This window comes from Sulfurirhabdus autotrophica, from assembly GCF_004346685.1.
GTDB classification, from domain to species: domain Bacteria; phylum Pseudomonadota; class Gammaproteobacteria; order Burkholderiales; family SMCO01; genus Sulfurirhabdus; species Sulfurirhabdus autotrophica.
Window position 1 is genome coordinate 220541 of sequence record NZ_SMCO01000002.1, and the last position, 21554, is coordinate 242094.

23 protein-coding genes and 1 tRNA gene are annotated in these 21554 nt (G+C 45.5%); 5 read left to right on the forward strand and 19 right to left on the reverse strand.

All coding sequences use genetic code 11. The features are described from left to right. Positions 1–321: 321 nt before the first annotated feature. Both EDC63_RS05190 and EDC63_RS05195 read right to left on the reverse strand, forming a co-directional pair. Positions 322–1113 (reverse strand): M48 family metallopeptidase, encoded by a 792-nt coding sequence (locus EDC63_RS05190; protein ID WP_124947026.1) that lies wholly within the window; start codon positions 1111–1113, stop codon positions 322–324. 73 nt (positions 1114–1186) lie between these two features. Further along, positions 1187–1720, reverse strand: coding sequence for a thermonuclease family protein (locus EDC63_RS05195; protein WP_124947025.1), 534 nt, complete (start codon positions 1718–1720; stop codon positions 1187–1189). Positions 1721–2106: 386 nt separating this feature from the next. Here EDC63_RS05195 and EDC63_RS05200 point away from each other — a divergent pair, with 386 nt between their 5' ends. Together EDC63_RS05200 and EDC63_RS05205 are read left to right on the forward strand one after the other, a co-directional pair. Beyond that, positions 2107–2496 (forward strand): hypothetical protein, encoded by a 390-nt coding sequence (locus tag EDC63_RS05200; RefSeq protein ID WP_124947024.1) that lies wholly within the window; start codon positions 2107–2109, stop codon positions 2494–2496. Between the two features lie 818 nt (positions 2497–3314). Then, a complete protein-coding gene (locus tag EDC63_RS05205) occupies positions 3315–3935 on the forward strand; it encodes a VPLPA-CTERM sorting domain-containing protein (protein ID WP_124947023.1) in 621 nt (206 codons plus the stop codon). A gap of 150 nt (positions 3936–4085) precedes the next feature. Here the strand turns inward: EDC63_RS05205 and EDC63_RS05215 are convergent, their stop codons facing one another. The 14 genes from EDC63_RS05215 to EDC63_RS05275 form a co-directional block, all read right to left on the reverse strand. Continuing rightward, positions 4086–4748: a hypothetical protein gene (locus EDC63_RS05215; RefSeq protein ID WP_124947021.1), complete on the reverse strand. Its 663-nt coding sequence runs from the start codon at positions 4746–4748 to the stop codon at positions 4086–4088. A 163-nt stretch (positions 4749–4911) separates the two neighbouring features. Next, complete coding sequence (locus tag EDC63_RS05220; protein WP_189836527.1) at positions 4912–5415, reverse strand: helix-turn-helix domain-containing protein; 504 nt, start codon at positions 5413–5415, stop codon at positions 4912–4914. Next, on the reverse strand, positions 5415–5588 hold the full coding sequence (locus EDC63_RS18520; RefSeq protein WP_165922914.1) for a hypothetical protein: 174 nt from the start codon (positions 5586–5588) through the stop codon (positions 5415–5417). The genes EDC63_RS05220 and EDC63_RS18520 overlap by 1 nt, the downstream gene beginning before the upstream one ends. Next, a complete protein-coding gene (locus EDC63_RS05225; RefSeq protein ID WP_124947020.1) occupies positions 5585–6337 on the reverse strand; it encodes a Rha family transcriptional regulator in 753 nt (250 codons plus the stop codon). The genes EDC63_RS18520 and EDC63_RS05225 overlap by 4 nt, the downstream gene beginning before the upstream one ends. A 9-nt stretch (positions 6338–6346) precedes the next feature. Beyond that, positions 6347–6559 carry a helix-turn-helix transcriptional regulator gene (locus EDC63_RS05230; protein WP_124947019.1) on the reverse strand — a complete coding sequence of 71 codons (213 nt, stop codon included), beginning with the start codon at positions 6557–6559 and terminating at the stop codon, positions 6347–6349. 146 nt (positions 6560–6705) lie between these two features. Continuing rightward, a complete protein-coding gene (locus EDC63_RS05235) occupies positions 6706–7470 on the reverse strand; it encodes a hypothetical protein (protein ID WP_124947018.1) in 765 nt (254 codons plus the stop codon). A 105-nt stretch (positions 7471–7575) separates the two neighbouring features. Beyond that, positions 7576–8796 (reverse strand): tyrosine-type recombinase/integrase, encoded by a 1221-nt coding sequence (locus tag EDC63_RS05240; RefSeq protein WP_124947017.1) that lies wholly within the window; start codon positions 8794–8796, stop codon positions 7576–7578. Between the two features lie 186 nt (positions 8797–8982). Beyond that, positions 8983–9058 (reverse strand) — tRNA-Thr (locus tag EDC63_RS05245). Between the two features lie 90 nt (positions 9059–9148). Beyond that, positions 9149–9412, reverse strand: a complete 264-nt coding sequence (locus tag EDC63_RS05250) for a hypothetical protein (protein WP_124947016.1) — start codon at positions 9410–9412, stop codon at positions 9149–9151. An 84-nt stretch (positions 9413–9496) separates the two neighbouring features. After that, on the reverse strand, positions 9497–10039 hold the full coding sequence (locus EDC63_RS05255; RefSeq protein ID WP_124947015.1) for a putative 2OG-Fe(II) oxygenase: 543 nt from the start codon (positions 10037–10039) through the stop codon (positions 9497–9499). A gap of 125 nt (positions 10040–10164) precedes the next feature. Continuing rightward, positions 10165–11001, reverse strand: coding sequence for a tetratricopeptide repeat protein (locus tag EDC63_RS05260; RefSeq protein ID WP_124947014.1), 837 nt, complete (start codon positions 10999–11001; stop codon positions 10165–10167). Between the two features lie 87 nt (positions 11002–11088). Next, positions 11089–14178 (reverse strand): efflux RND transporter permease subunit, encoded by a 3090-nt coding sequence (locus EDC63_RS05265; RefSeq protein ID WP_124947013.1) that lies wholly within the window; start codon positions 14176–14178, stop codon positions 11089–11091. Beyond that, positions 14168–15325 (reverse strand): efflux RND transporter periplasmic adaptor subunit, encoded by a 1158-nt coding sequence (locus EDC63_RS05270; RefSeq protein ID WP_124947012.1) that lies wholly within the window; start codon positions 15323–15325, stop codon positions 14168–14170. Before EDC63_RS05270 ends, EDC63_RS05265 begins: the two co-directional genes overlap by 11 nt. Next, the gene (locus tag EDC63_RS05275) at positions 15325–16617 is read right to left on the reverse strand and encodes a TolC family protein (RefSeq protein WP_165922915.1); all 1293 of its coding nucleotides are present in this window, start codon (positions 16615–16617) and stop codon (positions 15325–15327) included. Before EDC63_RS05275 ends, EDC63_RS05270 begins: the two co-directional genes overlap by 1 nt. A 375-nt stretch (positions 16618–16992) precedes the next feature. Between EDC63_RS05275 and EDC63_RS05280 the strand changes: the two genes are divergently transcribed. The 3 genes from EDC63_RS05280 to EDC63_RS05290 all read left to right on the forward strand — a co-directional run bounded on the left by EDC63_RS05280 (position 16993) and on the right by EDC63_RS05290 (position 19457). After that, the gene (locus tag EDC63_RS05280; protein WP_124947010.1) at positions 16993–17661 is read left to right on the forward strand and encodes a response regulator transcription factor; all 669 of its coding nucleotides are present in this window, start codon (positions 16993–16995) and stop codon (positions 17659–17661) included. Further along, complete coding sequence (locus tag EDC63_RS05285) at positions 17661–19013, forward strand: sensor histidine kinase (RefSeq protein WP_124947009.1); 1353 nt, start codon at positions 17661–17663, stop codon at positions 19011–19013. Before EDC63_RS05280 ends, EDC63_RS05285 begins: the two co-directional genes overlap by 1 nt. A gap of 222 nt (positions 19014–19235) precedes the next feature. Continuing rightward, positions 19236–19457 carry a hypothetical protein gene (locus EDC63_RS05290; protein WP_124947008.1) on the forward strand — a complete coding sequence of 74 codons (222 nt, stop codon included), beginning with the start codon at positions 19236–19238 and terminating at the stop codon, positions 19455–19457. Between the two features lie 166 nt (positions 19458–19623). On the opposite strand, the gene EDC63_RS05295 is transcribed toward EDC63_RS05290, so the two are convergent. The 3 genes from EDC63_RS05295 to EDC63_RS05305 are packed head-to-tail and all read right to left on the reverse strand — an operon-like array spanning position 19624 to position 21460. After that, entirely contained in the window at positions 19624–20031 is a 408-nt protein-coding gene (locus tag EDC63_RS05295; RefSeq protein ID WP_124947007.1) for a hypothetical protein, read from the reverse strand. Between the two features lie 52 nt (positions 20032–20083). Beyond that, positions 20084–20839 carry a hypothetical protein gene (locus EDC63_RS05300; protein ID WP_223248332.1) on the reverse strand — a complete coding sequence of 252 codons (756 nt, stop codon included), beginning with the start codon at positions 20837–20839 and terminating at the stop codon, positions 20084–20086. A gap of 45 nt (positions 20840–20884) precedes the next feature. Then, on the reverse strand, positions 20885–21460 hold the full coding sequence (locus tag EDC63_RS05305; protein WP_124947006.1) for a DUF1345 domain-containing protein: 576 nt from the start codon (positions 21458–21460) through the stop codon (positions 20885–20887). Positions 21461–21554 lie beyond the last annotated feature (94 nt).

Consider the following 21554-nt stretch of genomic DNA (forward strand, 5'->3'; position numbering starts at 1 on the left):
GGTGAGAAAGGGTAGATCGATCTGACGACAAGCAGTTTGAATTATGCCGCAATTTAAATACGAGGGTAAACTGTTTGATTAACATGATTATATCTGGCATCAAAACAGCATATGCCAAATAAAATCAAACAGGTATGAAAAGGCTAAACTAATGGCAAGGCCACATGAAAATTGACTGTCGTTAACAGTATAAATTCAGCTTCGTCGCCACCCAGGAAGCATATCGAATATTGACCTCATCATATTTCCGCCCCGTAGCCAGCGATACCAGCCTGGCCACAAGCGATATTGGAATTGAAAGTAATGATCCGATTAAACACTTCATTGATGACGTGCTGCGCGATAATAAGGCATCATTCTTGGCACCAGATCAGAAAGCGCATTAATGCGAGCACTATCCGATGGATGTGTACTCAAAAATTGCGGCACACCGCCATTCTGTTTCCGTGACATTTTGGTCCAGAGCGACACCGCAGCATTGGGATCATAGCCTGCCTTCGCCGCAATCTCGATCCCGATTCTGTCCGCTTCTGATTCCATCAACCTGCTGTTTGGAAGTCTTACAGCCAGAAGTGCGGCAGCTGCAAGTGCCTGTTGAGTGTTATCACTCGCCGCTTGCGTTGCACCATAGGCAGCTATGGCCAAATCAGTACCCATGGCGATCGACATCTTCTCGCGGCTATGTCCGGCGAGCGCATGAGCAATCTCATGACCCAAGACTTGCGCCAATTCATCATCAGTCGGGTTTATTTGATTAAGCAAACCTGTATAAACGGCAATCTTTCCGCCTGCCATTGCGTAGGCATTCACTTCTGGCTCATCAATCACATTGACCTGCCAATTCCAGCGTGCCGTTTCGGGGCGGATTTTCACAGCCTGTGCAATGACTCGATCAGCAATGCCGCGCACCCTTGAAAGAATTCGCGCATTAGACTCTAACTTTCCCAATTTGCGTTGCTCAGCTATTTGAGAAACGTATGCCTGCTCTGAAGCATTCATCACTTCACCTTCAGAAACGAGCATCAGTTGGGAACGGCCAGTAATGGGATTAGTGGCACACCCTGTCAATACAGCCGTTACTAGCAAACCTGCAAAAGCAGCTTTCTTCATCATTTACCTTTCTGTTTATTCAGTTTAATTAATTTCTCTCAAAAACATTCAACCCATTCCTGCATCTCACAAATCCTTAATACTTCCACTTCCATGGCGGAATCGGGTTTGTTTCAGACCACAACCCATTTCGATGAATCTTCGCTGCAAATTCAGCTTGTCCATATTGCGCCCCCTCCTCTGCAGACTGCTCCTTTGTACGAAACCACCAGGCTAACCCAGCCTTGATCTGCTCTAATCCAGTATCTACCGTTTTCTGGCAACTATTTTGAGCGCATTGAGAATCGTGAGGCGCCACCATCACTTTACCGAGAAGCAGCCCATTTCGATCCAGCATGGGCTTCTCAACATCCACTTCCCGATTAAAAACCATTACAGACAAGTTTTGCAGGGCCTTGTCTCCAAAAGGCTGATAACGTTCAGGCGCATCGACCCCCATAATTTTAACTGTATATTGCTTGCCCGCAGAGTCAACAATTGTGATTTGATCGCCATCCAGCACTTTGGTTACCCGCCCGGTTATCGAATCAGCCTGTACGTACGAAAAGAAAGCCCAGCCAAATATCACTACCAAGAGCTGAAATATAGGTGAAATAAACCGAAATTTCATGAAAAAAATCCTCCAGATCAATTAGCTGCTTACCAACCATACTATAAATACCATGGTTTTTCTAATTCCAAACACTAGCGTTGCCAACTTTTCCAATATTCACAAGGTTCACAATAATAGAAAACTGGATTCATAGCGCGCGCATCACATAAAGCAAGCATGACTTGCATTGAAAATGCTAAATATTGCATGTTTATACATACCGAAATCTTAAAATTCAAGGTTCACTTTGCTTTTAGTTTAGCCATAAAGCTATGAATATTCAGTTACATGTTTTACATTTTGTTACATATTATCAGTCAACATAAGTCAGCATGAGGCGTTATTTGATCAGCCGATGAGAATTGGCGCTAACTACGAATGACAACCCAATATGGAGAGTAAAAATGTTAAAAAAATCCTTCTTTGCCGCAACTGCTTTAGTTAGTTTTGCTTTCATTGCACCCGTTCATGCTGCAGATGCAAATCTGGACCGTGCTGCTATCCAAAAGGACAATAAGGATGTCCGTCAAGACAAACAGGAAATGGTAAAAGACAAAACTGACCTCAGGAAAGACATAAAAGAACGAAATGAAGACCGCAAAGAACTAAGGCAGGATGTCAAATCTGGCGATAAGGCTGATGCACAAAAAGAAAGAGCTGAACTGCGCAAAGACAACAAAGAAATCCATGCCGATCGCAAAGATATGCGTCAAGACCGGAAAGAACTTCACGCAGATAAAATGGATCGTCATCAGGATCGTCGTGAATTAAATCGCGACAAACATCGCAACTAATCAACTTGGCACTGCGCTACCAATCAAATCCAGCCTTTGGCTTGCCGGAGGCTGGCGCTATTTAATTAACTGATACCCATTGTTTCGCTGAATAAATTAAAAATTGGAAAAGCCAGACGTAAAAAAGGCCATAAACCTTGTATTTATTTGGGTTTACGGCCTGATTTGGACTGCTTTAGATTTGTTCGTGGTGCAGAGAGGAATGAAACAACGGCTGTTAAACCCCATGATTGGCTGCTCTAGATTTCTTCGTTTCCAAAAATACCAACAAATGTACCAACAAAAAATCTAAGTTTGGATTTGTTATTTCGTGCTATCTAAACCATGTTTCAATCGAACCATAGTTTTCATTTACTTTGTCGCCTATCCTCTCAATAGGTTCAATGATATTTCTCAAAAATACATTAATACAAAACATAGCTAGAATGTCGGTAATCTTTACTTACCAACATATTGTGTGGTTATTTGGGTTTTGGACATGTAGCTTCTGAAAAATGGCTTTTGGGAACAATATTTCGAAGATGTTCTGTCGAATATTTTTACAACTACCAACCATGCATTTTAAATTACCGATCCTGTATTGGCATGTACCCTGGCTTTACAGTGGATTTGAGCTAAGTGGTATATTTATTGCTTTATGATTCTATCATAACTACAAGATGCTTCATTCTCAACAATATAATTTAAGTGCCAAAAGAAATCTGTTGGTTATCTGCCATATATTTTGAATGAAGCATGTTGTTGGTTAATAGGTGCTTTTTGATTGCTGCAAAAGTTTTGCAACTTTGTTAAATATAAATTCTAACTGGAATAAATGAATGAAATCTCGTCTTTTTAAGGCTAGCCTAATTGTCGCAATAATTGCAGGTGTAACTACCGTTGCGACTCCAATAATCTCATCAGCTGATACAACATATTCTTACACTGGGAATAACTTCAATTCGTTCCAGAATGATCCTGGGACAGAACCTTTCCTTAGTACCGACCATATTTCCTTCAGTTTCAGGGTTGCCTCTTTAATTGATCCCTCTCTGGATATTCAAGAAATTAATCCTACTTGGTGGAGCGTAAACGTAGGGGGGCTGACTTCAGGGAGTGACGCTGGAGATAATTTATACCTTGCTATCGCACCTGGTGCTTCGCCCAACGCACCATGGAAGTGGGAATTTTCTTCCGACAATCAAAATGGTTTATTTATACAATCGTGGTCAAATATGCCATCGGGTTTTAATATGGGGCAAATGGATCAAGTAAACTATAGTTATCCATTTTTTGTGGATAGTTCAACAAACACCTTTGCAGTTAGTTCTGCTTTGAATGAAAACACCCCTGGTACTTGGAGCGTTTCTGCTTCTAGCCCTGTTCCGCTACCATCATCATTATGGTTACTTGGATCAGGCTTAATTGGTTTGATGGGGATTTACCAGAAACGAAAGTAACTTAATATATTTGTTACGATCTTGGCGGCCAATTGGTCGCTATTTTCTTTTCTGGAATTTCCCGCCCCCCCCTGATCTTTCAATAGCGCTGATATTTCACGCAGCAAGGCACGCACGCCGCCCTTATAAGCATTGCGTGATGCTATCGCCTTACCTTGCTGTGTTCGTGCCCCTGTTGAGTGTTGCCACGGTTGCCAATTCTTTATCAATTCCGCTTGCCGTTGTCGTCTTTCCGGTGTCCAGCCATTCGCCATTTTTTTGATGCTCCAATAGTTCGTTTTGCTGATTTACAGTTTTCCCCGTGTGCGCGTGCGTGCGCGTACTGCTTTGTATGCTGTTGTTTATTTGCTGGTGTCCATTTGAAATGTTGGCTTGTTTGGCAAATACTACAGGCGGGGTTTTCATAGCGGCTAACACTTCTATTGTTCTCGCGCATTGTGCCTGGGCCTTCAATGCTAACCTCATGTAGCTTTCGGTTGCGCTCATATGTTCACCCATGTTTAATGCTGCACGCCTCGCCAGCTCGTTGAATATCGTATCAAGTGAAACTGTCTGGGCTGTTAATGTAGCTTCAAGCTCAATTAAATTACCTGAATTTACTTGAGCTACTTTTTCACGCATGACGCTAATAGTTTCAGTCAGGTCTATTTCGCCCATTGTCTGTTGGCTAAAGGTTCGCGCTGTCACTGCATTGAGTGTTGTTGCTGATAGCCCGATTTCTGCAAACTGGTGATCTTCAGTTTTGTTTTTATCGTGCATTATTTCCAATGTGTTTGCATTGCGCTTAGTTGGCACTTGCTTTTTAGCGGTCATTGCTGTTGCTCCTGAGTTAGTTGCTGCTATTAGTGCGTATGCTTAAGAGCACCAGCAGATAGCAAAAGAACATCACCCCTACATGGTATATCTATAGAGGTGTACGCCTGGCGGGTCAATTGAGTTTTGAAAAATGGCCTGACTGCTACGGCTGGCGGGTCAATTAGCATATTGCCTCCTTTGAATTGATACGGGTGGCGGGGCAATCATCCGATAATTGACCCACTAGGCGGGGCACCACTTTTAATTTTGGCATGGGTGGCAATGGCTCGTTTTTCTTCCATGTGCCTCTTGGTGTTCGGGTCGGCTGAACATCTAACTTTCCCTTGCATTCATCTATCGCGTAGAAAGTGACAGCATAGAGGCCAGCTTTGTTTCTGCCCCCTTGCCTGGTCAATTCCAGCCATCCTGCCTCGATCAATTCCTTGATGGCTTTACTCAACGTTCCTTTTGATTTCCACCCCCTGGGCTGCATCAATGTCCATGCCGTGCAAAAATCGCCGTTATTGCTGCCGTTGTACTGTGCCAACAGATCAAACAGCAGCTTGATAGCATAAGAGCTTAACAGGCTGTAGGAATGAGAACGGATAACGGCATGGGGAATGGCGATAAATCCTCCCCATTCCCGTTTTTCCGCTGCATCCTTGTAACGGTTTTTGCGTGCCATTACGCCTCCCCAGCCAATCGACTCAGAAGGCAATACAACCCCCATAGGTCGATTAATCCCATTGCGCCAATATCAGCAGTTATGCCCAGACTGGAGAAACGATTTAATAGCCATTGAAGGCGTTCCAGCCAATCAATGGAAGTTGATTGCAGAAATTGCAGCTCATGGCTCATGCGGCATCCAGTAGCAGGTGTGCGCCGCTTGCGTAGTGTTCTACTTGCCGCTTTGCTTCTAGGTAAGCGCTGTGATGGTCAGCACCAGATTCAAGCGCCTGTTGGATGGCTTTCTGCACGATGAAATTTGCTGCAGTGACGGCAATTCGCTGTTGCGGTGTGAGGTTTGATCGTTCACCTGATGCTAAACCTACTGCACTGTTAACCAGTCGATTCATATTGACGTGAAATATGCGCTCTGGCGTTGTACTGCCAGCGGCATGGGCGGCTTCAGCCAAGTGCCGCACACCTTCATGCAGTTGATGGTAAAACGGCAAATAGTCTTTGCTGATTTCCACGTTATCACGCACACGGCGGAAGGCTTGCACCAGTCGCATTTTCAGACGAACCACGTTCTTGGTATTGCGGCTCAGTGTCAGCAGGAAAAATGCTTGATCTTCCGAAAGCAGCGCATAGCGTTCTGCATTGCCGCCGCCTTGGGTGCGTTTACCATCTGCGTTTTTAAATCGCAGTTGGTCAATTTCCTGGAGCTCGTTCTCATATTGCAGGATCAATGCAAAAGTGCTTCGGTGCTGCACGCCAAGTTGCCCCGCAAGGATTCTTGAATCGACTCGCGCCATATCTTTTGCGACAACCAGCGGCAATGCTTCCGGGGTATAATCTAACTTGCAAAGTGTTGATTTCTCAGCCGCCCGGATGCCAGTCCCGGCGGTTTTTGTTTTGTTATTCATGGTATGTTCAGTAGTCATTGCCGCCCCCTATGCCGAAGCAATCAGAGCGCGAATATCTTCTACCCGCCAAGCGGTTGTACACGGCCCGAGTTTTACTGATTTTGGGAAGCGCCCGGATTTGACCCCAGCCCACCATGCAGATTTGCAAACAGGAATAACAGCGGGGATCGGTGGTTCAGCTTTGGGATTGCCGATGATTTGGGAAAGGCGAAGAAAGCCTGTTTCAGGTAGTTGGTTCATTTCGGATTGCTCCCGTCTAAGTAAGGCCACTGTGGGCCGACGAGTGAATCCTGATTGATCTAGCAATTTTTAAAAATGGAAAGGGGATTACCGTTAAGGGTGTTACCCTTCGGAAACCCGCACCATCTCAGGCGCTATAGGTGTCTTTATTCTTCCGGTTTGCGTCCAGTCGGTACCCATTCAGGTCGAATGATTGTTGCAGCCTTGTCTGCAAGGGTTGTTGAAAATCCTTGCTGCACCAACCAAGCTGAAACCGTTGCGTTGTCAGGATGCGTTCCCCTGTCGTTTCGATCAGCATTACCCCAGAATTTAAACGCTGCCTGATTCATATACGCAAGCTTATCGGAAACGTGGGCGCGACCTGAATCAGTACGATGCTCACTCTTACTTGCTCGCAAGTTGTCCACTACAGCTATTTTTGCCAACGACCTATCATCGGGTGTCTGTAAAAAACAACTGGGACGAAAGTCGAACTTAATATTATCAGGATCACCAAAATCATATGCTGTTTTGATTTTTAGTGCAGCAAACAAAACGGCCAAATCCCATCTGAAAAAATCAGGTTCAGTCGCACGCAAGAGAAATTCAGATTCGTTAAATTTTTGTTTTGACTTTATTATTTTATCCAAATACCCCAAAAGCTGGGCGCTTGGCAACATATATTTTCTCCATCTTGTTGTTGACTTCCATATTTCCGATGGCAGGGGATAATTATCTGGGTCACTATCCAGAACTTTTTGTGCGTGCCTAATCGCCATATGAGCTGCTAAATCAATTTCGGTTTTCACCACTTTGGCATTAGCCAATATTACTTTCCCATAATTGCCGTTTAATGGATCAGCTCCGACAGCAAGTAAGGATGCTTCGTCTATAGAAAATGAAATTTTACTATTCCAGAAAAACAACTCCATGAATGTATACCCCTTCCACCCCTGAATCAGGAGCCGCACCATCTGGGCAGGGGTTTCCCAGTTTTCGCCTTTGGGGATCAACCTCGGGCTAGGTGCAGCAAAACGTTATGCCGCGTTACCGTGCAGCGGAACTATTTCAGCCCCAGCTTTTAATTTATCCAAATAATCCGCCCATTGTTGCATCATTTTTTTACGCTCTGGTAAGTGTGTTGTTCTGTTGTAGGCTCGCCCGTTCAAATCTTTAACTGCATGGGCTAATTGATGCTCTATTAGTTCCACACGGATGCCTAGCACCTCATCCATGATCGTCCTGGCAGCGGCTCTGAATCCGTGACCCGTCATTTCTTCTTTACTGTAACCGATTCGGCGAAGGGCCGCATTAATAGCGGCTTCGCTCATGGGTCTTGCGCTGGTTCGGATGCTTGGGAACACAAACTTGCCACTTCTTGTAAGCGGCTGAATCTCTCGCAAGATTTCAAGCGCCTGAAGTGACAAGGGGACTATGTGATCTTCACGCATTTTCATCACTGATGCCGGGTAGCAGATTGTTGCAGAATCCATATCCACCCAAGCCCATTCTGTTTGCCTTAACTCTCCGGGTCTTACAAAAATCAGCGGTGCCAGCTTCATGGCGCATTTAACTGCAAGGGTGCCAGTGAAGCCATCAATTGAACGAATTAACGCTCCGAATTTTAGTGGCTCTGTGATGGCTGCACGGTGAATAACATTAGGTGCTGGCAATGCGCCTTTGAGGTCTTGCGTGATGTCCCGCTCTGCTCTTTGGGTGCCGACTGCATAGCGGAATATCTGTCCGACGTATTGCTTTGCACGGTGCGCGGTTTCCAGTGCGCCACGGGTTTCAATTCGTTGCAGGACGGTTAGCAGATCAGAAGGTTTGATTTCATCAATTGGCCGCGCACCTAACCACGGAAATACATCGCGCCGAAGTATGAAATTGGTTTTCTCGATGGTTGAAGCAGCTTTGTTGGTACTAAATTTTTCAATCCATTCTTGTGCCACCACTTCAAAACTGTTGGCAGCTTTCCCCTGTTTTGCGGCCTTTTGCGCTTTCTTGTTCTCGCCCGGGTCTACGCCCGCAGTTAACTGCTTCCGTGCATCCTCTCGCCGATCCCGAGCATTTAACAAGCTCACGTCAGGATATACACCAACAGCCAGCGTTTTTTGTTTACCAGCAAAACGGTAAGCAAGCCGCCAATACTTTGAACCGTTAGGTTGCACCAGTAAAAATAAACCACCACCATCTGATAACTTAATTGGCTTGTCGGTCGTTTTTGCTGTTTTCACTTGTAGCGCGGTCAGTGCCATTTGCACTCCTTTGTTGGTATCAGTGTTGGTATCTGCGTTATTGATATTGCCACATACCAACAAAAGTACCAACACTTTTACAGGATTTCTTTGGATTTAACAGGACCAATACGGACGTAAAAAAGGCCGTAAACCTTGTATTTATTGGGGTTTACGGCCTGATTTGGACTGCTTTAGATTTGTTCGTGGTGCCGCAGAGAGGAATCGAACCCCCGACCTATTCGTTACGAGTGAATTGCTCTACCAACTGAGCTACTACGGCATTTGAGTCACGCATTATAAATCAAAAGCCAATGAATTCAAAGATCATATATACCGGGACAAAAATGGTGCAGTTCACATCCGTTTATTATCAGTCCACATTGATCAGATAATCCAACTTTAGCCACGCAAGCCCGGCGTTGAATTTTAATTGTAGCGACAGTGCCTCATCATCATTCGGAATGCTCATCAATTCCTTTAGCGATGGCCATGTGTAAGCCAACCCCTGAAAAACCTGCACAATTTTATTCCTTTCATAACTATTGTGCAGCACATTAGGTATCAAATCCTCTCTTTTGATATAGGTAAGCACCATTTTCAGCTCATCATCGCTCCAGACTGGTTTGTTCATCATTACGCATCCCCTTTAGGCTAAAACTGATACCCCAACTCTCCAATAATGCCTGTTCTCTGGTGCCGCTCAAACAACAGAGGGAAGTCAAGCCATCGGTCCAAAATTCATACCCATAGAGAGGCGCCTTTCTTCGCTGAGGTTGGCTGTAACCGAATGTAGTACAGTGGGCGCAAAAAATACAAACATTCCTGCTTGGGGTGTGACCAGAGTGCGTGTATGCATTTGCTTATCCAACACAACCAGTTCACCAGCATTTTCTGGAACATGAACATAGTAAACGCCCGAAAGCAGTTCATCATCGTCATCATGATCATGCTCTGTCGTAACGTGTCCAGGACCCATGTCATTCATCCAGAAACCACTACGCAGAACATGCTTAACTTGAAGAATATTTTGTGCAAGCATTTCCGCCTGCTCCATCACTCTGCCAATGGCGGGGATAAGACCTCGATCAAGGTATAAATTTTCATAACGTCCATTAAAAAAATGGCTACGACGTAGCAAATCCTGTTCTCCCAGATTTTGGTATGCCTCCTTGATTTGCTGATTAATTGAAACAGCTTCAGGCAGAAAAGCGACATGAATCGTCGAATTAGTATAAAGCGTTGGCGTAACCAAAGATTCCATAGTCGATTTTCTATCTGACTTCTAAATAAGCGAGCAATTGCGCTCAAAAATCACATTTTATGCGAACTCATCGATTCTTGACAGACAGTTAATCGGCAATTGAGCTGCTTCAGTTCTTGTAACCACTAACTCCAATCATCACCGCCAATGTCTGAATTGTCGGCTACACTTGCATTATCATCCCATGAAGCGTTATCGGCTATACCAAAATCTGTGCCCCCCATATCATTTGTAGTGGAATTCCATGTATCTGGGATGGAAGTAGGCGCGCTGGCATTATTACGATTACCATCCATAAAATGATGAACCAGAGCTTCGCCGGCTACCATGCCAGCACCTACGGCGGCACCGGTTACAAGGCCGGAAACGATATTTGAACCGATACCGCCGCTGGCTGGAGCTGCAGGCGCAATACTTCCTCCTGGGGGATATGCTGCATTAGGTTGTCCGATCGCACCAAACATGCCGGCTTGATAGTTACCTGCGGGTGACGCAGCATTCCGGTTTGTAATTGCCCGGACAACCAGCGTAATGACAATGATTGAACCAATTCCCAGCATCAACATACCCCAAGGAAAACCAGCAGTATTTCCTATTGCCCCACTTTTAGTTGAAAACGGTTTCTGATGAATTGAAGCAATCATGGTTTTGAGTTCGCTTACTGCCTGCGGCTTGGCAAAAGGCAATCCCGGCGCCAAACTTTCTGCCCGGTTAAGCTCTACCTCAGCATTTTCAAAACGACCTTGTTTTGCCAATATCTCGGCTTCAACATAATGCGCCTTACTGCTGTTAGGATGTTCCTTGAGGACTGATTCCATCATACCCTGCGCTTCCCCCAACCTGCCAGCTTCAGCAGCCAGATATACCTGGTGTAGGGTTGGATTACTATCTGCCAACACGGGGCCAATAATGAAAGACAGCGCGCCTAACAAGAACATTCCAGGTATTAATTGCTTAAACATTTTACATCCTCCTGAAAAATTTAAAAAACCAACTATCTATACAATAAAACCAAGCAACCCTATTTCACGTCATTACCTGCTTTCACTTCACTCCGTTTCTTTTTTCTCTGCAAAATAAGGGTATGCCAGGGGTAGCAACAGCAATGTAAATAAAGTAGCCGACACAATGCCGCCTACGATAACCACTGCAAATGGCCTTTGCGTTTCCGAGCCAATACCGTGCGACAACGCAGCGGGTAACAATCCCAAACCGGCCATTAAAGCTGTCATCAGGATTGGGCGCAACCTTGAAACAGCGCCTTCTACCGCACTTTCGAACGCCGATTGATTGCTCCGTGCGATATCTACAATCTGTTCCACCATGATGACCCCGTTTTGCACTGAGATACCCGCTACAGCAATAAAACCCACCGCCGCAGACACAGAAAAATGCAGGCCAACGACAGCAAGACCAACAATGCCTCCAATCAGGGTAAACGGCACGATTGAAAGCACCAGCATGGCTTTACGCACGGAACGGAATGCCCAGAATAACAGGGAGAAAATCAAAAATATTGTGATAGGAACAATAATTTCAAGTCGTTTGACTGCACGTTGCTGGTTCTCAAACTGACCACCCCATGTAATCTGATAGCCAGGAGGCAAATGCACTTGCTCTGCAACTTTTTGCTGTGCTTCTGCCACAAAACTGCCTTGATCGCGTCCAAGCAGGTTGGCTTTTACTGAAGCATTCCGTTCGCCTGCCTCGCGACTGATGCGCGCTGCACCTTGTCGGATGTCTATGCGGGCAATATCTCCCAGCGGCACAGTGCCTGTCCCCCCGGGAAGATTCACCTGCAGCGCGGCTATATCATCGATAGAATCCCGGAATTCTTTCTTCAAACGGATTGTGATATCAAAACGACGATCACCCTCGTAATAGGCGTTCACAACATTCCCCGCCAGCGCGGTCTGGATTGCCAAATTCACGTCCGAAACATTAATGCCCAATCTGGCAATCTTTTCCCGATCAATCACGATATCCAGTTCGCTTTGCCCACCGATTTTTACAGCTGCGACATCGGCAGAACCGGCTATTCCCTTTAGTATCGATGCTATCTGCTCGCTCTTTTGTGTAAGCACATCCAGGTCTGGCCCAAAAATCTTGACAGCAATTTCCCCCTTAACCCCAGACAGTGCTTCTTCGACGTTGTCCTCGATCACCTGTGAAAAATTGGTTGGAACCCCCGGAATCGTCCGGATTTTTGCTGACATATCGGCTATCAGACTTTCCTTGTCTGCAAATTTCCATTGATCGCGAGGCTGTAAATTAGCCAGAATTTCCATATTGTTCGGCCCTTTAGGATCCGTGCCATCATCCGGGCGTCCAACCTGGGAAATAATGTCACTGACTTCCGGATAACTTTGCAATATTGCGCGAACCTGATGTTCAACCTGCTGTGTTTTTTGGAGTGAACTCGATGTTGGCAAAGAAATAGTCAGCCAGATGTTTCCCTCATCAAGTTTCGGTAAAAATTCGCTTCCCAGCATTGGCGCAAACGCCAAAGTGATCATAAGAAGGGCTGCCGACCCACCCATCACCCATGTTTTCATGCCTTGAGCACGCACTAGCATTGCACGATACATTTCTTGAATATGATGCAGCCAGGCGCTATGTTTTTCAGCCATGGGGTGACGTTTCAAGGACCATGCCAACAAAGTTGGCACCAGCGTCATCGTCAGAATAATGGCACCCAGCATGGCAAAGCTGAGAGTGAGTGCAACCGGAGAGAAAATTTTTCCTTCAACTCGCTGAAAGGTAAAAATCGGAATAAAGGCAACAATGATGATTGCTTTAGCAAACAGAATCGGATGACCGAGATCAACAATCGTTTGCTTCAAAGTGCTTTTGCGCCAGGCATAAGGTGTATGCCAAGCTGCAGCATCATAATTTTGTATGGCCAACCGCACCATCAATGCTTCCACCAGCACCACTGCACTATCAATGATAATTCCGAAATCCACTGCACCGAGAGAGATCAGATTAGCCGGGATGCCTCGCGCATCGAGCATGATGAATGCAAACAGCAGTGACAAAGGAATCACCGTCGCCACGATTAGTGCTGATCGCCAATTACCTAAAAAGACAATCAAAATGGCGATTACCAGCACTGCTCCTACCAGCAGGTTTTCACCCACTGTACGCACTGTATGGTCTATTAATTTGGTGCGGTCGTAGATCGTTTTAATGTGCACGCCCTTGGGCAGCTTGGCATTGATTGCGGCAATGCTTTGCTTCACATTTTCCACTACTTTCGCGGCATTGCTCCCTTTGCTCATCTGTACGATACCTTCCACCACGCTATCGTCTTTATTAAATGCAACTACGCCAGAGAGTGGGCGGTGCCCGACAGTGACCTCTGCAACATCAGAAACCAAGACGGTTCTTCCATTTTTTGCACTGACAATGACGCGACCAATTTCATCCATGCTATTAAAGATACCGATTCCTCTTACAACCAGCGCTTCATCTCCGCGCTTGACCAAACCACCACCAACATTAGCACTATTGTTGGTCAGGGCCTGACTGACTTGATCGATCGTGATGCCAAAACGCTTTAATGCATAGGGGTCAATTTGAGCTTGATATTCCTTGACCGTCCCGCCAAAACTGACAACGTCAGCCACGCCTGAAACAATTCTGAGATTAGGCCGAATGACCCAGTCCTGAATCGCTCGCACTTCATTGGCATCCATACCAGCAGGAAATTCCACAATATAGCGATATATCTCACCAACAGCTGTCGTCAGTGGCGCAAGCCCAGGCTGTATTCCTAGAGGCAAAGTGACGTTTTGCAGTTTTTCCAATACCTGCTGCCGGGCAAAATAATCGTCCGTACCATCCGCGAAAGTAATGGTGACAACAGATAGCCCGGTGATCGAAACCGATCGCAACTGCGTCTGACTTGGCACACCGCTCATTTCCCGTTCAATCGGAAGCGTGATGGTACGTTCCACCTCTTCCGGTGCCTGCCCGGCATACTGCGTTACAATCTGTACCTGCACATCCTGCACATCCGGAAAAGCTTCAATCGGCAGATTACCCAGCGCTCGATAGCCCAATAAAACCAGCGCTCCTGTAAAGATAAGAACAAAAACACGTTGCGCAAGTACAAAATCAACCAGCTTACTGAGCATCACCAGCCACCTCAGCATTTAACAAAAATGCACCTTCCGTCACTACCCGCTCAGCATTCGCAAGCCCCGCATCAATAAAACTTTTATCGTGCCCTTTCATGGCAACATTGACCCTCTGTTTAACAAACACACCATCTCGTTTTTCTACGAACACATAACTATATAAACCATCGATAAAGAGGCTGGTGTTGGGGACGGGTATTGCAGTCTTGCCATGATCGTCAGTAAGAAATGACACCCTTGCGAACATCTCGGGTTTTAGCTTATGACCTGAATTCCTAACTGAACAACGCACCTGGATACGACGTGTGCCGGGGTCGAGTACCAGTCCTACCCTATCTACAGTTGCAGAAAACCGCTCATCAGGATAAGCATCGGTTTCAAGCGTCACTGTCTGTCCGGCATGAATGGCAGCTGCATTTCTTTCGGGCACATCAACCATGACCCAAAGCCTGTCAAGATCAGTAATGACAAACAAGGGGTTTGGCAAGTCTGGTCTCACTTCAAGTCCCGGGTTTATCTGCTTGTCAGCTACCATTCCGGCAATTGGCGATTTCAAGCTGAATTCCCCATTTTCCTTACCCACTGCATTCAGGCTTTTCATGCGGAGACTAGCGCGTTTCGTCTCTGCTTTTGCCTGTTGATAATCCGCCTCTGCCGATTCATAATCCTTACGCGCAATGACTTCGCCCTCAAACAGCGTTTTAGCGCGGTCAAACGCCAGTTTTTTTCGCAACTCGTCAGCCTGTGCCTTGCGCCAGTCTGCTTCAGCCGTTGCAAAATCAGGGGAATCTATCTCTGTGAGAACAGTACCGCGATGCACCTCATCCCCAACCTCAACATGCGAACTCAATACCCGCCCAGCGATTGGAGATGTAACACGAGCGGTTACATTCTCGTCGTAAGTAATGCGTCCATTAAAAGGTTCAGATACGGGAAGAGGCACTTCTGATACTGTCGCTACTTTAATCAGAGAAAGCTGTGGCGCATTTGGCGCAAACTTGACCTCACCGGGTTGAAGGTGTGTTTGTGGAATCGGCTTTGCTTTGTTTTCCTGCGCAGCACCAACAAAATGTATACCCGCCACAGACGCGCTTAAAACCGCAACTATGGCTGCAACTTTAACAAGATTGAATTGAAGGCTCATTAACGATTATTCTCCGAAAGTGCCACAGCGGCCTGCATTGCCGCAACTGATTTTGCAAAATTGGCACGCGCTGCCAGAGCATCAAGCTGAGTAGCGCGCAAAGTACGTCTGGCATCGAGCACATCCATCACACCCAGCGCGCCATTTTTGTAAGCAAACTCAGCCGCATCCGACGATTTTTTTGCCGCAGCCAGCAGGCCATCCTCATATTGCTTTACACGTAGGTATGAAGCACGTGCATCCTGCCAGCTATTCGCCAGATCATTACGTGCCATATCCCTTGTTTTTTCCAGATTTTCTTGTGCCTGAGTAACCGCCGCTTCCGCTGCTTTTATTTCACCATCAAATGAATAGCGCGCGAAAAGCGGCACCTGCACTGCTATACCATAGCTGTTGCCGCTGCCTTGTGGATTTGAATCTGAAGCGGGAAAGTGCTCATACTGCACACCGACTGAAACATCACGACTCCGTGAAGCCCGCGCAAGCTTGCGCGTCGCCAACGCTGCTTCAAGACGAGCTTTTGCAGCTAACACGTCAGATCTTTGCTCAATCAAAACTGCGGATGGTTCTACATCATTGAATTTAATTGCAGGCCAACTGTCAGTCAGGTTTATTGCAGACGCACTGGCAGTTTGCCCCAGCACCAGAGCCAGGGCCTGTTTCGCCTTGGCAATATCTGCTTCGGCCTGAGTTACATCATTCTGGGCAGCCATTGCATCAACCTGTAATCGTGCGACATCGGCAAGGGATATATCTCCTGCCTTTTGGCGCTTTTGCGCTGCAGTAACTGTACTTTCATACAGTGACACAGTCTGCCGCGTAATTTCGCGTTTTTGCTCCGCTGCCAACAAATCATAGTAGGCTTGGCTCACATTGACCCGAAGCTGACGGTGCATATCCTCCATGTCTTTACGCGCAGCTTCTTCAAGATCAGCAGCATTTTCAGTTCTGAACTCTCGCTTTCCTCCTCGCTCGATCAGCTGATCAATTCTGATTGTGCTATCCACTGTCTTGTTACGCAGGTTACCTGCACCTATCCCTGCCGCTGGATTGATATTAAAAGTTTGAATCGTTAGCATTGGATTGGGTGCAGCTGAGGCAATTATTTTGGCTGCGCCCGCACTTGCTACTGAAGAAACAGATAAACGTAGATCATGATTGTATTCCTCAGCGATTTGAATCGCTTGCTCAAGACTCAACTTCTGGAGCCCAACCATTTGATCTGCATTTGAAAGCTTTGATAACAACAATGCGAAAAAAGCAAAAAACACACAAAATATACGAAATAACATAGCTTTTTCCATCATCAAACTTAAAGAAAATTTCTTGCCAGTACAATTACAAAGCAATATTCAATGCATTGTCGGCAAAAAGAGGGGGATAAAAATATCCAGTTCATTTTATGCTCCACGTTAAATTGAACTTGCTTGGCCTCAGCGCAATCCCGCTGACTAAAATCCGATTCATCACTTCAATGAGAAATTGGTACACGATTCGAGATACTACTGCCCGACCCTGTCACCAACATGACATGAAGCTGACAAAACCCTGACAGCGCATTATTTAATGAAAAATGCCTTATAATTTTGTGCAATGCACTCCAGGACAATCGGATCGCAGTATCATTTCATCCTCACATAGCGCCTCTTTTTTAGGGTAAACAGTGCATGCATGTTCTATTAGTAGAAGATGACTCCGTCCTTGCTGACGGGATTTCGCGTATATTGAAATCCCACGGTATGGCAGTGGATGTTGTGAATAATGGCAGTGAAGCGGATTCCATTTTGCAGCACACTGAAGTGGCAGTTATGGTGCTGGATATTGGCTTGCCGGGCATTGACGGCTTTGAGGTAGTGCGACGTTTACGTGCGCGGGGAAGTCAGCTCCCTGTTCTATTACTGACAGCAAGAGATGCGATTCAAGACCGTGTGCATGGATTGGAGCTGGGCGCGGATGACTATCTGGTCAAGCCTTTTGCAACGCCCGAACTCGTTGCACGAATAAAAGCACTTGTCAGAAGGAGCGCCCCTAAACCTGCCGAACTCCACATTGGCGGGCTTACCATGGATACATTTTCCAAACGCGCCAGAATCAACGACCAGCCAATTGAATTGTCCGTCAGGGAATGGGCCGTACTGGAATATCTGATGCAGCATGCATCCAGAGTTGTCTCCAAACAACAAATTATCGATGCAATCCTGCCGTGGGGAGACGAGCTGACTTTGAATGCCGTTGAAGTCTATATTTCCCGAATCCGCTCGAAAATTTCAGGGGCGAACATAGAGATACGTACAATCCGCGGCTTCGGCTATATGCTTGAAAAGGTTAGCGTGTAATGTTCAGCATACGGGTTAATTTGCTGAAATGGCTGATCGCACCGCTTTTAGTCATTAATTTAATTGGTGCCGGATTGGCATACTGGCTCGCATGGGTTCCTGCACAAATAGCATTTGATCAAAGCCTGGCAGATACGGCATGGGCACTTATTCCTCAATTACATGGGGATAAAGGTAGTATTTCCATTGATTTGCCTCGGCAAGCTGAGCAAATTTTGCGAGTAGATTACTTCGATGCCATTTATTTTACCGTTCGCAATTCAAAGGGAGATAAAATCGCTGGAGACAATGACTTCCCCTCTATCCGCCAGCCAGAAAACCTGAACAATCCAGAAACCTACGATGGATCAATGCGAGGAGAACCTGTCCGCATTATTGCACTGAAAACCTTGGTCGATTCAGAACCGGTCTACATTGGTGTAGCAGAAACATTGCGAAAGCGAAACCACATACGGTCTGTCATTTTTGTTGCATTGCTGCTGCTCGAAGGCCTCATCACGCTTGTATCATTTGCGGTAGTATGGTTAGCGGTCACAAAAGGACTGTTGCCTCTCAATAAATTGCAAACCGATTTAAATGCACGTAGCCATAACGATCTTTCTTCACTTACTGCAGAGAATATTCCTCTGGAACTGCATCCAGTTGTTAACGCGATCAATAACTTGCTCAATAAAGTACATATTGGTGTCTCCGGTCAGCAAAATTTTCTCGCCAATGTTACCCACCAGCTTAGAACACCGCTAGCTGGTTTAAAAATGCAGCTGGAATGGTTGCAGCAGCGATATGCTTCTGACCAGGAAACAGCTCACTCAGCAGAATTAATGATGTCCTCTACTGACAGAATGATTCGACAAACGAATCAATTATTAGCACTTGCACGAGCCGAACCGACCCAGTTTGAAGAAACACGCCTTAAACTGACACCACTGAATACGCTGGTAGAAGAATCCATTCAGCACTTCGTTGAAGAAGCTGATAAGAAAAAAATTGATCTTGGTTTCAATTTACACCCGACACAAGTCATGGGCGACGACTTCCTGCTGCGGGATATGATTGATAATATCATCGACAATGCCATTCGTTACACACCTGAAAAAGGCACAATTACCGTAAGCTGCATTCAAACGACAACTGAAAGCGTTTTTTCTGTTGAAGACACCGGTCCTGGCATCCCGGAATCTGAAAGAGAGTTAATTTTCAATCGCTTTTACCGCCTTGACGACAGTGTTGCAGGAAGTGGCCTGGGACTGGCAATCGTCAGAGATATTGTAAAAGATCATGGTGCAACAATTTCTATCACTGCTGGGGCACATGGCAAAGGATCTATTTTTTCAGTGCATTTTCCACTTTGAAAATGGGCCTGCTCATAACCCATCAAACTAATCCAAGCATATTCTGACAGATGCAATAACCAGCATGATTATTGCAGGTAGCCGTGTCATATTAATTCAAATTAATTTTTTAATGACTGTCAACTGAAGCTATAACCCAACGTTATTAGAACTGTTACGCCAAACGTAATTATTTGAATCCAAAATTCAGATATTTTTTGGTCCACTTTAAAGGAATATAAAATGAGCAAATTACTATCCGCTATCATCGCTGCAACCTTTGCCGCTGTTACTTTCTCTGCTGTTGCTGCTGATGCAGCGGGCCCTGCAGCTGCACCTGCTGCTGCCGAAGCACCTAAAGCAGAAGCTGCAAAACCTGCCCAGAAACAGGTAAAGAAACATGCCAAAAAACACACTGCCAAGAAAGCACATAAGGCCAAGGCTGCAGCTCCTGCAACAACATAATTACACCTAGCAAAATAAAACAGGTGGAGGAAATTCCGCCTGTTTTATTTACAATTATTCAAACCCTTCTAAAACGCCCTATCGGACTGGATTCAAACAAACTAACACCTCACAATACGGTATTTACTTAGAACTCATAGGCATGATTTCACAGATTACATGCATATCATGCTTCTGGTGGATTCCTGAATCCTGTCACCCATCCCGCTGCCCACCCAATCACGTACAGCCAGAACATCGTGCCAATCCAAATCAGTACCCATTTAACCAAAGTTTTTATCCTCAAATCGACTAAAAACCGTTCATAATCCTCTGGTGTTTTGACATTTGTCTGTTCGCTAAATATAAATGCCTGTAATGCGTAACATTTTTCACCCATAACCGGATATTTCTCTGGAAAAAACCCAGCCGGTAATTCTGTCCACCCCTTGCATGCAGGAGACACCATATCAGCAACAATCTGGGGATTTTTTGCTGGCCAGGCAGAAGCAGCCAACGTAAGCGCCATAATAATAAAAAGCACCACCAAAATGACTAACCATAGTCGTTGCCAGACATTCAGCGAAAATTTCATTCATTCCTCTCAAGAGCAAACAATTCCTCAACAAACCAGGTTTCTATTTCATTTAAAATCTGGAACCAATCGCAACACGCCACATATTATCTGATGTGAAATTCACTATGGGATCATAGGCAACACGCACAAAAAATTTCGGCCAGTCGTAAGCCACCGATAGCCCCCAGCGATCAAGCAAAACGTCGTCTACTATCCCTTTTTTGTAGAGTACATCGAAAGTCAAACGTTCACCGTCTGGCCGTGGCGTTCGGTACAACATATGCAGATGTCGCTGATCTGGGTTTTGTCTGTTATCCCGCACCCACATCAGTGAAAGTGACTCACCATTTTCATAGCGAACACCCGAAGACAAAGTGTATGAATCATTCGGATCAAAGTTCAAATTCCAATAGGGGCGTAAATTGGTCCGGCCAATACCTGCGCCTACAAACCAGGATTGCCCGGTTTCCACTTGTGCACTGAATGCTGCAAACCCCTGGGAGGCGATTTGAAGTGAAGGAGAGAACCGTACCTTTTCAAAATCAAATGTCTGGTCCCATCCGGCACGGCCCTGGTGCTCATCTCTGTCCTTTGACTCGTAATAACCTATCCAGATATTGCCCAACATGGAGGTTTGTCGCAAATTAACATCAATCGCATTCGCACCACTAGAAAATTTATAAGATCCCACAGTGAATTTGTATGGCAAGGCATTTTCTTTTACAGAGTCAACTGGTGGGGCGGTGATATCGGCAGAGCAAGATGCCTGCGCAAATAAAGCCAGCAGGGGAAACACTAAATAAACAGGATTAACAATCGCTATCATGCCACTACTCTCAATTTAAAAAACTGATTAACGCCTTCATACTATCTAGATTGATCCCGCAAGTATATTAATGCTAAGCGCTAAAATAGCCATATTAAATCCAAATGAAAAAAGGCTGTGCACCAATGTCAATCGACGCATTGCCCTGGATGAAATTACCACATCCGAAACCTGTGAAGTCATACCAATAACAAAAGCATAATACGCAAAATCAAGATAATCCGGCTGACGATTGCCCGGGAATATTAATTCGCTTTCAGTATTTCCATGCTGCTTATTTCGATAGTAGCTATGTGCATAATGAAATGCAAAACGAGTATGAATGACCATCCACGAAAGGATCAACGCAAGAAAAGAAATGACAAAATGAAATATTTTTGGCCAAAAGGTCAATTCTTTAGTGCTACCCAGCATAAAAGCAATTGCAGCAACGCCAGCACTAGCCGCTACTACCACAAGCACTAATACTGTTACACCGCTTTGATCCTGCAGTTGAATACTTTTATGCGTTGCTTTGGAATCAGATCCAGCCATCACCGCGAACGCGCACACAAGATAGCATAATGTTCCCAAATTCCACGCCAATAAAAGTCGCGTTTCTCGCAAAATCCATACTGGCAATCACTAGTGTCCGGTTAAAAATCGAACAAATTTAATTGGTTATCGAAATCGGTCTGTTCTGAGACGTAGCTACTGCCTGCGAAGGCTTGTAGTA

Coding starts and splice junctions, on each gene's coding strand:
- EDC63_RS18520 (WP_165922914.1), bottom strand. CDS start 5,588: ATGAGCCATGAGCTGCAATTTCTGCAATCAACTTCCATTGATTGGCTG.
- EDC63_RS05280 (WP_124947010.1), top strand. CDS start 16,993: ATGCATGTTCTATTAGTAGAAGATGACTCCGTCCTTGCTGACGGGATT.
- EDC63_RS05285 (WP_124947009.1), top strand. CDS start 17,661: ATGTTCAGCATACGGGTTAATTTGCTGAAATGGCTGATCGCACCGCTT.
- EDC63_RS05225 (WP_124947020.1), bottom strand. CDS start 6,337: ATGACTACTGAACATACCATGAATAACAAAACAAAAACCGCCGGGACT.
- EDC63_RS05275 (WP_165922915.1), bottom strand. CDS start 16,617: ATGTTATTTCGTATATTTTGTGTGTTTTTTGCTTTTTTCGCATTGTTG.
- EDC63_RS05240 (WP_124947017.1), bottom strand. CDS start 8,796: ATGGCACTGACCGCGCTACAAGTGAAAACAGCAAAAACGACCGACAAG.
- EDC63_RS05270 (WP_124947012.1), bottom strand. CDS start 15,325: ATGAGCCTTCAATTCAATCTTGTTAAAGTTGCAGCCATAGTTGCGGTT.
- EDC63_RS05250 (WP_124947016.1), bottom strand. CDS start 9,412: ATGATGAACAAACCAGTCTGGAGCGATGATGAGCTGAAAATGGTGCTT.
- EDC63_RS05265 (WP_124947013.1), bottom strand. CDS start 14,178: ATGCTCAGTAAGCTGGTTGATTTTGTACTTGCGCAACGTGTTTTTGTT.
- EDC63_RS05200 (WP_124947024.1), top strand. CDS start 2,107: ATGTTAAAAAAATCCTTCTTTGCCGCAACTGCTTTAGTTAGTTTTGCT.
- EDC63_RS05230 (WP_124947019.1), bottom strand. CDS start 6,559: ATGAACCAACTACCTGAAACAGGCTTTCTTCGCCTTTCCCAAATCATC.
- EDC63_RS05255 (WP_124947015.1), bottom strand. CDS start 10,039: ATGGAATCTTTGGTTACGCCAACGCTTTATACTAATTCGACGATTCAT.
- EDC63_RS05190 (WP_124947026.1), bottom strand. CDS start 1,113: ATGATGAAGAAAGCTGCTTTTGCAGGTTTGCTAGTAACGGCTGTATTG.
- EDC63_RS05235 (WP_124947018.1), bottom strand. CDS start 7,470: ATGGAGTTGTTTTTCTGGAATAGTAAAATTTCATTTTCTATAGACGAA.
- EDC63_RS05205 (WP_124947023.1), top strand. CDS start 3,315: ATGAAATCTCGTCTTTTTAAGGCTAGCCTAATTGTCGCAATAATTGCA.
- EDC63_RS05290 (WP_124947008.1), top strand. CDS start 19,236: ATGAGCAAATTACTATCCGCTATCATCGCTGCAACCTTTGCCGCTGTT.
- EDC63_RS05195 (WP_124947025.1), bottom strand. CDS start 1,720: ATGAAATTTCGGTTTATTTCACCTATATTTCAGCTCTTGGTAGTGATA.
- EDC63_RS05300 (WP_223248332.1), bottom strand. CDS start 20,839: ATGATAGCGATTGTTAATCCTGTTTATTTAGTGTTTCCCCTGCTGGCT.
- EDC63_RS05215 (WP_124947021.1), bottom strand. CDS start 4,748: ATGACCGCTAAAAAGCAAGTGCCAACTAAGCGCAATGCAAACACATTG.
- EDC63_RS05295 (WP_124947007.1), bottom strand. CDS start 20,031: ATGAAATTTTCGCTGAATGTCTGGCAACGACTATGGTTAGTCATTTTG.
- EDC63_RS05220 (WP_189836527.1), bottom strand. CDS start 5,415: ATGGCACGCAAAAACCGTTACAAGGATGCAGCGGAAAAACGGGAATGG.
- EDC63_RS05260 (WP_124947014.1), bottom strand. CDS start 11,001: ATGTTTAAGCAATTAATACCTGGAATGTTCTTGTTAGGCGCGCTGTCT.